The organism is Pseudoalteromonas sp. SR41-4 (genome assembly GCF_014163985.1).
GTDB classification, from domain to species: Bacteria; Pseudomonadota; Gammaproteobacteria; order Enterobacterales; family Alteromonadaceae; genus Pseudoalteromonas; species Pseudoalteromonas rhizosphaerae.
On the sequence record NZ_JACJEI010000001.1, the window covers coordinates 263,628 to 274,869 of the forward strand.

The 11,242-nt window shown below is 39.6% G+C and carries 7 protein-coding genes; 2 read left to right on the forward strand and 5 right to left on the reverse strand.

What is annotated here, in order from left to right; genetic code table 11:
* Positions 1-410: 410 nt before the first annotated feature.
* Positions 411-1,103 carry a response regulator transcription factor gene (locus H5180_RS00985; RefSeq protein WP_145234532.1) on the reverse strand — a complete coding sequence of 231 codons (693 nt, stop codon included), beginning with the start codon at positions 1,101-1,103 and terminating at the stop codon, positions 411-413.
* Positions 1,104-2,259: 1,156 nt separating this feature from the next.
* On the opposite strand from H5180_RS00985, the gene H5180_RS00990 reads away from it, so the two are divergent.
* Complete coding sequence (locus tag H5180_RS00990; protein ID WP_182733945.1) at positions 2,260-3,063, forward strand: hypothetical protein; 804 nt, start codon at positions 2,260-2,262, stop codon at positions 3,061-3,063.
* Between the two features lie 371 nt (positions 3,064-3,434).
* Here the strand turns inward: H5180_RS00990 and H5180_RS00995 are convergent, their stop codons facing one another.
* The 3 genes from H5180_RS00995 to H5180_RS01005 all read right to left on the reverse strand — a co-directional run bounded on the left by H5180_RS00995 (position 3,435) and on the right by H5180_RS01005 (position 7,297).
* Entirely contained in the window at positions 3,435-4,931 is a 1,497-nt protein-coding gene (locus tag H5180_RS00995; RefSeq protein WP_182757477.1) for a trehalase family glycosidase, read from the reverse strand.
* Positions 4,928-6,178 carry a sugar MFS transporter gene (locus H5180_RS01000; protein WP_182757478.1) on the reverse strand — a complete coding sequence of 417 codons (1,251 nt, stop codon included), beginning with the start codon at positions 6,176-6,178 and terminating at the stop codon, positions 4,928-4,930. The genes H5180_RS00995 and H5180_RS01000 overlap by 4 nt, the downstream gene beginning before the upstream one ends.
* A 111-nt stretch (positions 6,179-6,289) precedes the next feature.
* Positions 6,290-7,297 (reverse strand): LacI family DNA-binding transcriptional regulator, encoded by a 1,008-nt coding sequence (locus H5180_RS01005; protein WP_182733941.1) that lies wholly within the window; start codon positions 7,295-7,297, stop codon positions 6,290-6,292.
* A gap of 256 nt (positions 7,298-7,553) precedes the next feature.
* On the opposite strand from H5180_RS01005, the gene H5180_RS01010 reads away from it, so the two are divergent.
* Positions 7,554-9,821 (forward strand): TonB-dependent receptor, encoded by a 2,268-nt coding sequence (locus H5180_RS01010; protein WP_182757479.1) that lies wholly within the window; start codon positions 7,554-7,556, stop codon positions 9,819-9,821.
* A gap of 57 nt (positions 9,822-9,878) precedes the next feature.
* On the opposite strand, the gene H5180_RS01015 is transcribed toward H5180_RS01010, so the two are convergent.
* Positions 9,879-11,069 (reverse strand): sugar efflux transporter, encoded by a 1,191-nt coding sequence (locus H5180_RS01015; protein ID WP_259399510.1) that lies wholly within the window; start codon positions 11,067-11,069, stop codon positions 9,879-9,881.
* Positions 11,070-11,242: the final 173 nt, after the last annotated feature.

Below are 11,242 nucleotides of genomic sequence, written 5' to 3' on the forward strand. Positions count from 1 at the left end.
CGATTGAGTATTATATAAACAAAGGTTATGCGTACTCTCTGATCTGTTTGGCAAAAGCAGCGAGCTCACTGTCGTCGGCTCTTTCACAATAGTGAGAATATAAATTTCAAAAACATACCTGTTCTCCCCTCCCTCTAGCGCAGAGTCTAAAATAAGAGCAACTTTTGAGTGGCTACAATCAGCTTTGCAAGTACTTCATCAGATTGCGCAAAAGCATAACGACTAAGGTGCTGCTTAGGAATAACCACAGTTGCTCCTTTTGTATTTGGATAGATAGTCAGAAATACTAAATGCTTTCATCCTCCCAAACAGGGTCACAAGGTGCTTTACCTGAAACAATATCACAAAATATGCAGTTACTGATGCTCCATCCTACTGGTTATAATTGGGTGCATATTATGGTTGATCTGTTAGTCATGCAACGGTAATCGTACCGCCATATATCGCTGTGCCCAATTAGATAGCTCAATACGATTTCGTGAATTTGTTTTTTTAAATGCGCTATAAAGGTGTGTTTTTACGGTGTGATCACTGATATTTAACCGCTCTGCGATACTATGGTTATTCGCACCTTGCGCAAGTAAATAAACCACTGATTTTTCTCGTTTAGTCAGGCTTTTTAACACTTGATGTTCACTACCAGCATCACTGCTAGGTTGATGATCATAATGACTTACCATCGCGAGCACTTCATTAAATGTAGAAGAAATAATCTTGCGACTGAACCAGAGCTCATCATTAATGATCCGCATTAATCCGGTAAATACGTCCTCAGGAAGGTCATTGTTATAAAAGACTCCCTTAAAATTATTAAGTAACAAGTTTTTTTCACAAATAGCGTCAGAATGCGCATTAAACACAATCACAGGTTTCACTTTGGCTAAGGCTAATAAGTCTGCTGGTATTAAGTTTTGCCAATTGCAGCCGCTGCTATCAATTAAGAAAAGATCAAACTCATTGCGGTTGTCATTATGGGGTAGACTGTCGTCCATTTTTACTTTACTAAAAAATGCATCTAACGTTTTAATTAAGTATGGATAACACTGCGAACGGACAGGCATTTTAAAAACGGTTTTGATAAATACTGAGGTTGGTTGAATCATTGCATCTCGTCCTTGAAACATTTTGTTTACAATACCTAAAACAACTCCAATGTTCAACCTATTTCACTCAAATCTATTGATTTATAAAGAGAATAAAAAATTTAGACGTCTAGATGCTTGACTATCAAGCACCTTTTAACTAATCCATTTTAGCTATAAAAATGATTTAAATCAAAACTTTATTATTAACTTGTGGTTTGATTAAATAATAAAATCGTGAGGTTATAAACCAAAGCCTTGCTGCACTTTGTACTCGCCAGCTCTAGCCTATTTAAAGCCCAATAAAAACTGTACTTTTTTAGAGTAGACACTGTACTTTTTTAGAGTAGACAGTGGTCAGTATTAAAAGTACTTTCTAGCACCAGTGAGCATTTGTGGCTATCCCATAGCAGGGAAGTCTCATTGAGGGATGTAATCTTCCTCGTTTTAAAAAGTCACTCATAAGCTTATTATTACAAAGCCAGCAACGACTAAAATCTCAACCATAATCACACGCGGTTCTAATATTTCTATAGTAACTAGCTCGTTGGTGCTCAGGATGTAATTAGGCATACTTTAAATCTTCACGCAATGATTCTGGCCTCTGTGATCCTTTGCTTAGCTGGAAGCTTGGTTGATACGAATGTAAAAATGCTACGTTACTAATTCTGTTAATTTCGCTCTTGTGAGTAGTTTAACGCGAAAGTAAGAGCCACATGCCAACGGCCCTAAAACAAGACGTTTCAGTATCTGTTTATTAAATGTCGGTAGCCAAGGAGTAGATATTTACTTTATTTGCTTCAAACTTGGTGGTAATGTAAATGGAATGTGACTATATGCAGTGCACCATCGTTTTTACGGTGTTGCTAATGATGAAAATGTTCAACAAAAAGATTTAGACTTTAACGCATTGTTTTAAACTATTTCTAAAGGCACTGCAGGTAATTGGAACACCGTATCAAATGATTTTAACAGCGATATAATTTTATCTTTGCTGTTGATTTGATGAGTACAAGTTTATGCATTGTTTATAATGAAGCGAAAAAACACCACATTGAATTGCAAAATGACAACCATAACTGACGAGTTTTATAATAAATTTAAATAAAGTGGCAAAAAAATAGGATACATCAAGCCAAATTCCACACTAAAAAAATAACTATTAACTATCGAGGGAATGATGAGAAAAAACCTAATTATTTATTCTGCAATACTTATGCTGTGTGCGTGTGGGGGGTCGACTCCCACATCAGAAGCAGCCATCCCTGCTGGAAATGGCACTAGTGAGCCAATAAAATCAACGGATAATTTACCAATCCCCAATAACAGAGAATTAAGTAATTATAATATTCTAATTATTGGTAATAGCCATGTAGCCGGTATTGAATCTTTACTAACAGAAATATTTTCTCATGGTGACGCCAATAAAACGGTAAATATTGACACTCGCAATGGAGCATTTCTCGACACGATCGTTAATAACGAAAGCATTATTGAAACAATACAAAATAAACAATGGACCCATGTTATTTTACAAGGGCAAAAATACTCTCAAAGCCAGTCGGAATTTTATCCTATCGATGCCACTGTAACTTGGATACAACGAGCAAAAGCGATAGGTGCCACGCCAATTCTTTTTCCTGAACATCCACTGGCAGGAAAGCCACAAGATGCAATTTACGTACACGGTATTCATGTAGATATTGCTAAAGAGCAACATAGTTGTGTGGCCCCTGTAGGGTTAGCATGGAATCAAGCCTTCGAAATATCGCCTGAGTTAACCATTCATCAGGCTGACGGGAATCATGCAACAATGTTAGGTAAGTTGCTTTCCTCATTGGTGTTGTATGAAACCATAACAGGGAAGTCAGCCGATTTATTAACGTTTAGCGATACCTTACCAGGAGATGCAATAACACAAGCATTATTTGGCCAGGTAGCATCACAAGCGATTATTGACAATATCCCCTGTAATTTTTAAAACCTTAGCTACATCATGCTTTTATACTATTGAAAAGTATGAATATAGCTGGCCGTAACCATGTATATACTCATGAAAAGCTTTTATTTCACGCTAAAAAGAGAGCAGCAACATCGCTAAATATCTTTGCTTAATTGGCTGATAACAATCACTCTTAGCTGTTTTGTAGGAGTGTATTAGCAGACGATTACTCTCTCCTTTAAACCGCTATTCCATGTTCAGTATAAGGAACAAACTTATAATGACACCTATCTTCAATGCTAATAACAAAGATGGGGGTTATATTGCATCTGATTTATCAAAAGAATGAAAATTTAGATGTCTGATGCATAACGACTAAACAATTTTAAAGCCAATCCTTGGCTATTACGTTATTTTATTAAGTGATAAAATCGAGAAGTAACTCCATTGGTCCAGCCAAAGCCTTGCTGCACTTTGTACTCGCCACCTCCAGCTCTATTTTCAGGCTCATAAACATTGTATTTTTCGAGTAGACAGTGGTCGGTTTTAAAACTGTTTTCTATCATCTGTAACCAATTGCTCATGATGGTGTTTGCATCTGCAACAAAGCCATACTGGTGAAATCCGTGTACAGCAAACCACTGCAGTGGTGCCCAGCCATTAGGGCTATCCCATTGCTGGGAAGTCTCATTGAGGGTTGTTACTAATCCTCCTGGTTTTAAAAAGTCACTCATAAGCTTATTTTTAACCAACACCGCCTGCTCTTCGCTAGCACAATTGACAAATAATGGGACGGTGGCGGCAAGCGACAGCACTGTAGATTGTTGCTGGATTTGATAATTAAAATCAACAAAAAACCCCATATCAGTACTGAATAAATACTGATTAATTGCCGCACGTCTTTGAGCTGCTTGTTGCTCAAAATACTGTTGCTTATTTGTATTGTTTAATACCGCAAAGTAATGACCCAGCTGTTTTTCAAGGTAATAAAGTAAACTATTGAGGTCCACAGGAATAATATCCGTGGTTTGAATACTGGTAAGCTTATTATTACCCAGCCAGCGACTACTAAAATCCCAACCAGACTCGCACGCAGCTCTAATATTTCTATAGTAATTAGCTCTTTGCTGTTCAGGAAGTAATGAGGCATCATGCAAATCTTCACGCAGTGATTCTGGCCGTGGTGTTGCTTGATCATCCCAGTAACGGTTAAGTAATGCACCATTTGCCATTTTTACTACACGCTTATGGCTTGATATTTGCTCACTCAGTAGCTCTGCCCCCTGCATCCAAAATGTATATTCTTGCTCAAGGGCAACAACGCAATCAGTTAACCATGCAAAGTCACTATTTTTACAGTATTTTGCTTGCCAAATTAAATCAACTATCAGCGCTAGAATAGGAGGCTGCGAGCGAGAACTATAGTAACTGCGGTTGCCATTGGGAATACAACCATTACGATTTTGCAGATCAATAAAATTAGCAAGCATGGCTTCGATACTGTCTATATCGCCAATATCTTGCAAACCTAACGCAGTAAAATAACTATCCCAATAATATATTTCTTGAAAGCGCCCACCCGGTACTATGTAGCTGTGTTTAAGTGGTAATAAAGAGCTGGCTTTAGCTGTGTCTGCATTGCGATGCAAATACGGCCATAAATTGGCAATATAGCTTTGCACACTATCGCTGTTGCTTTGCTGAGTTGGGAGCTGTGTTGATTCAAACGTAAAATGCTGTGCTACAAATTCTGTTAACTGTGGTGTAGTAAGTGGTTTAACGCGTAAGTAAAGGTCGCATGCTAACTGCCAACTATCATTAGCAATCGCATCAGCAAAAGTTTTACTGTCACTAAATATAGCCGCCAGTTGCACATCTAAAAATAATTGGCTATTTACAAAGTTCATATCGTTCCTTTTTCTGGCACTGCGCCTAAGTTTACTGTCATTTTTTTAAATAAAGTTACACTGATCAACAACAAGCTAATTGGGATCAAGGTAAGATAAAAGGCATGTTGGCCACTAAATTTATCAAAGATGAAGCCGGTAATTACTGAACCAGTGGTGCCGCCTAATGCTGAAAAAACCACGATAAGTCCGGTCATAGCTGCCTGCTGGTGAGCGGCTAACGCACTGAGCATCACAGAGTTAAGTAATGGGTAAAGAGGAGCCATAAAAAAGCCAATGAGCGGCAGCATGTATGCTGCAAAAGGCACATCAAATACACTCGTTACTTGGCTGCCATCAATTTCATGAGTCAGCGGTAAAACTAGTAGCACCAGCACGCCCATAGCAACCAAGCAACTTAACAACAAACTATACCAGCCAATAACGCGTAATATCTGCCCCGCCACTAGTCTACCTAGCGCCAGTGCTGCGGCAAACACACTGGCCAGTTGAATACTAATATCAACTGGCAGCTTAAGTACTTGATTATTAAAAGTAGGTAACCAAGTCCCTACCCCTTGCTCAATCAACACATACAAAAATGCACTGATAATAAATATAACCACTAGAGGTTTATAAGTGAGTGTTAGCATGTCAATAAAAGCAGCTAATTGACTGGTACGTAATGTTGCTTTTTGCGGAACTTTTATTGGCGCTATAAGCACTGTAATAAAAGCCATACCCGCTAACAAAGCCAGCAAATAATACACGTTCAACCATGCTGTATTTTGCGCATTACTACTATCAATAAACCATGAGAACACCCAATAGCCAGATAACACCCCAAGCATAAAAATACCTTCAATGGTGTTAAGCAATGCTGAGTGCTGATTGGCGTTATCAGTGACTTGGCCAATAACCGAGTAAACGGATACTTTCATAATCGCAAAACTGCAACCGATCACAGCAAACAATACTTTGAACGCATAAAACTGTGCAATTGAGGGCATTAACAAGCACATTAAGGCAACCAGCCCCAACGCTATAAGCATGGCCAGTTTATAGCCAAGTCGAGGAATAAATGATGCAACAGTAAAAGAAACTATTGCTATGGTAAGGTCTTTATAGCCTTCTAAAACAGAAGCTTGTGTTTTTGTTATGTCAAAACTATTGATGGCTTGTAAAATTACGGTGCCAACACTATTGAGTAAAATAGCGAACACGAAATAGCTACACGCCAACGCTGTGGTTATTCTTATTGGGTTCATGCACGTTAACCTGATGTTGATTTCTTTTAGCATAGTGTAGCGCAAAATAAAATGCAAACGTTTGCATTTTAAATTTCAACGTTGAATTAACTCACCCTACAGATTATCAGCTTATCGTTTGCTAGATTGACGATTAATTAATTCTATTTCAACAACTTGTGATTCAGCTGACTGACCCTGTAACTGCGCTAATAATTTTTCAACCAGTAATACTGAGGCTCGCTGAGTGTTTTGTTTAATACTCGAAAGTGATGGGTGACTCACATCTGCCATGGCAATATCATCAAAACCAACTAACGCAACATCGTTAGGAATACTGATATAGCGCTCTTTTAACGCTTTCATAGCGCCTAGTGCCACCATATCGCTGCACGCCATAATGCCGTCGAAACATAAACCTTTCGCGACTAGTAATTGGTTGATCCCATGGTATGCTGCGCTACTAGTAATATCGATAGACACTACGTTTGCTATAGCGTTAGCCGTATTTAGAGCAGCTAAATAACCACGGTAACGTTCGCCAATTTCAGCATGTCCTGGGTCTCCCAAAAATACAATATTTTTAGCGCCACCTGCTAATAAGTGTTCAGTCGCAAGACGACCCCCAACAAAGTTATCACTGCCTACAATGGGATAATTACTGGGAGTTTTTGGGTCACCCCAAACAACTAACGGCACGCCTGCATTAGCGGCGGCTTCAATGTTTGCCGGATCTTTGCCTTGCCCAACCACAATAATGCCATCAGCCCGACGGCTATTGATAAAATAATTAGCCCAGTCATCACCGGCCATAAATGAGTTTGAGAGCAGAAGTTCTAGCCCTTGTTTATTCAACGCGAGGTTTATCTCTCCGACTACCTTAAGCAAAAAAGGGTCGTTAATTGATTGCTCAGTGCCACTGTCGAAATTTATGATCACTGCTACAACATTGGTTTTTTGTGAGCGAAGGCGGCTCGCAGCCGTATTTAAACTGAAGTTATGTTGCTTTGCTAACTGCTTTAATTTATCTCTAGTTTCTTTTTTTATCAATGGGTTATCATTTAACGCACGAGAAACAGTCGAGGTTGATACTCCAGCAAGCTTGGCTAGATCCGCTAACTTTAGTTGTTTGTTATTCATTGCTAAGTACGAAGCCTTCCTTAAATCGTGAAGTTGCAATATACCATCATTATTAAAATTAGGCTGCGCCAAGGCCTAAATTTAGTCATAAACATAACCGTGTATAAAAATAATACAGAAAGTTAAAAAAATAATTGCAAACGTTTGCATAAAGTTCTAAGGTTTAAAAGAACACAGCATTAACATTTCATTAAATTAGTTAGTGCTTTGTTATTTATAGTTTTTTAAATAACGAACAAAAAATGGGAATACCAACATGACAACAACACACACACCAAGCAAACTTGCTTGCGCTATTATTTTAGCGCTATCCAGTCAAACCGTGCTTGCAGATCAACCAGCAACAAGCGCGCAAACAACCACAGATAAAAAAGTTGAACGCATTGTAGTTTCTGGTACACCTGCAGGTATGGGCGTTCGTAAAATTGATGCCAGCTATGCTGTGACAAATATTGATGCTGAGCAAATAATTAAACTATCACCAAAAAGTACTGCGGACTTATTTAAAGCAGTTCCCGGTGTGTGGGTTGAAAGCTCGGGTGGTGAATCTGGCGCTAATGTATTTGTTCGTGGTTTTCCTGGTGGTGGTGATGCGCCATTTTTAACCCTAAGCCTTGAAGGTTCTCCTATTTACCCAGCACCAACATTATCGTTTTTAGAAAACTCATCATTATTTAGAATCGACGAAACCATTGAAACCATGGAAGCATTACGTGGTGGTCCAAACCCAGTGGTTTCTAACGGCCAGCCGGGCTTAACCACTAACTTTCGTTTAAAGCGTGGCAGCGAAGATACCCAAGGCTTATTTAAATACACCACCTCTGATTACGATTTGCAACGTGTTGATGCTGTAGTAAGTGGTGAAATCAGCGACGACCTATATTTTATGGTAGGCGGCTATGTTAAAAGCTCACCGGGTATTCGTGATGCAGGCTTTACTTCTGAAAAAGGCAGCCAATTTACAATTAACATAACTAAAGAGTTAGAGAATGGCGAGCTTAACTTTTATACCCGTCAAACAGACGATCATGGCGCATGGTACTTACCAACACCACTCAATGTTAATGGCATTGATGCTGAATATACCCAACTTGGCACACTTAACCGTCAAGCGACGATTTTTACCGGCCCAAATGCGCAAGCACACGACATTGACCTAGGTGATGGCCGAGGATGGGATGGCGATGTATCCGGCGGTAGTATTAAACTTGAATTTGATAATGGCTGGCAATTTATTGATCGTTTTAACATTACCAAAGGCGATGCTAATACATTTGGTCTAGTACCCAATGGCTCAGCAACGACGGTTGGTGAAGTGGCCGACAATGGCCAAACTGCATTTGGTGCGGTGACTGACACCGAATACGCTAGTGACACCGCGATTCAGCAGCTGGGTCGCTGGGTAGTATTAAAAGAAATAAGCTCGTTTACTAACGACTTAGCTTTTTCAAAACAATTTGGTGACGTATCAGCCACTTTTGGTTATTACACAGCAAGCACATCTGCGAGCGATTGGTGGAGCTTAGGTAATACGGCGTATCATGTGCTGGAAGCCGGTGGTGAATTATTAAATGGTATTGAATGTAACCAAAACACTGATGGGTGTGGTTTTAATTACGATATCAGCTCAACAGGCGATGCACGCACCAATGCCCTTTACTTTACAGGCCAATATAAATTTGCAGATGCATTTACACTTGATTTAGGTGTACGTAAAGAAAACCATGATGTGCAGTACAGTGTTGATGAAGACCTTGACGGTATTATCACTAAAGCTGTTGATTACGATGAAAGTAAAACCTCATGGACAACCGGTTTAAACTATTCAATTAATGATGACATGGGCGTATTTGCTCGCGTTAACCGTGGTTATAAAATGCCATATTTTGATGACTTTAGAGATAATTTTGGCGCATACCAAGGGGGTGAAAAACTAATTAAAGAAGTCACTCAAGCTGAACTTGGCTATAAACTGATCACTCAAAGCACTGACTTTTTTGCCACTTTATTTACCAACGAAGTCAAAGGCGATACCTTTGTAAGTCGCCCGGGTGTGCCAGCTGAAATTTTAACCAACGAAGCGTATGGTGTTGAACTTGATTACAACTTTAATCATGAATCTGGCTTTTCTGTTAATTTAAATACCACATTACAACAAACCGAAATCACTGAAAGTCCAGAAAATAAAGGCAATGAAGCACAGCGCCAGCCTAAATGGCAAGTACGTGTAACACCAAGCTATGACTTTGAAGTAGACGGCATGTACGCCACACTCTATGGTACTTTGTCAGCAGTAGATGACCGCTTTGGTAATAATGAAAACACCGTGACACTTGATGGCTACGAAAAAGTTGACTTAGGTTTTATCCTTGAGCCAATGGAAGGGATCAAACTGCAATTAGCAATTGATAACTTAACCAACGAGCAAGGTATTACCGAAGGCGACCCACGTAATGCTGACGCGCCCAATGGCCGTTACATTATGCCTCGTACAACACGCTTAAGCGTAAGCTACGAATTCTAACCCCCATCTCCCTGGATCAATACCCAAAGCCGTGGTGGTTAATACACTGCGGCTTTTTTAAATCACGTTTTGAGCAAAAATCGGCTCTTGCGACTCGCTCTCTTGGCGCTTTAAATAACTAAATATTATTAAAAAAGTCATAGCAATGCTTGCCGCAATAAGCGAGCCTAGAGTGGCAAAACGAAAACTAAACCACTGCGCAATTAAACCGGTACTGGCAGTGCCAAGCATGACCCCTACTTTAATGGCATTGCCATAAAAAGCAGAGGTAAAACCAATTCGTGATGGCAGTTGCTCTTGCAAAATAGTCAAGCCGATACCCGCAAAGATCCCATAAAAAATAGCATTTACACCTTGCAGTACAAAGAATTGCCATACTTGATCGGAAAAAAATACGCCAATATAGAACAAAATAGCGCAACTAAAAGCAAAACCTAACAAGCCTGTTTTAGTGATGCGTTTACTGAGCTTTGCGCTATACAACATCACAGGGATCTCGATTAATGCCACCATGCCCATAAATATTCCAGGCATATTATTGGCAAAGCCCAGTTCATTAATTGTATAAAGCGGTAAGGCACTGGCGTACATAATATTGCCAATTGAGCCAAAGGTTATAGCAGCACCTAAAGCCCAAAACGATTGATTGATCGGCTGATTTGGCTCAGCTTTTTTAGCTTTGTCGTTAGCATTAACACTGGGCAAAAACTTCATTGCAAAAATTAATGCCAACAACGCAAACGTAGCTGCGGTATAAAATGAGCGACTAAAGGCAACTCCTGATGCAAGTAAATAGCCAAGCGGCGGGCCTGCGACCCATGTAAATGAAATAGCCGCTCTAAGGCGAGTATTAAACTGGGTGATATCAATATGATCTTGCTCATCCGCCCACTGGCGAGCAATAGTCATAACTTGCGGTATCGCGGCATTGCCCATTGAAAGCAAGAGTACTCCGGCAGCAAATACCTGCCAAAAAGACGTTGCGTTAGCGAATATGATTAACGCCATCCCCATGCCAGAGACCGCAATCATAAACATCTTTTTAGCACTCACGCCCTTATCGGCCAATCCACCTAGAATGCCCATCAAAGTGACACCTGTAGTGTACACACCCAAATATATAGGTGGGCTTTGTAAGCCTTCAACAATAAACAAACTCATTAGTGGATTAACAAATGCGCCTATTAAGCCCGTTAGTAAGCTTAACAAGATAAATACCACACCATACTGTTTGAATATCGACTTCAAAAAACACCATACAGACACTAAAAATAAGCCGCGCATTATACGCGGCTTTAAGTAATATTAAACTACAAAGCGGGTTGTTTAATAATCAAGACTATTTAAACTACGCACATTTTACCAGCTACTAAACAAAGCATAAAAATCAAGCCACGGTTTGCAAATTGTGGCGTTTAGTT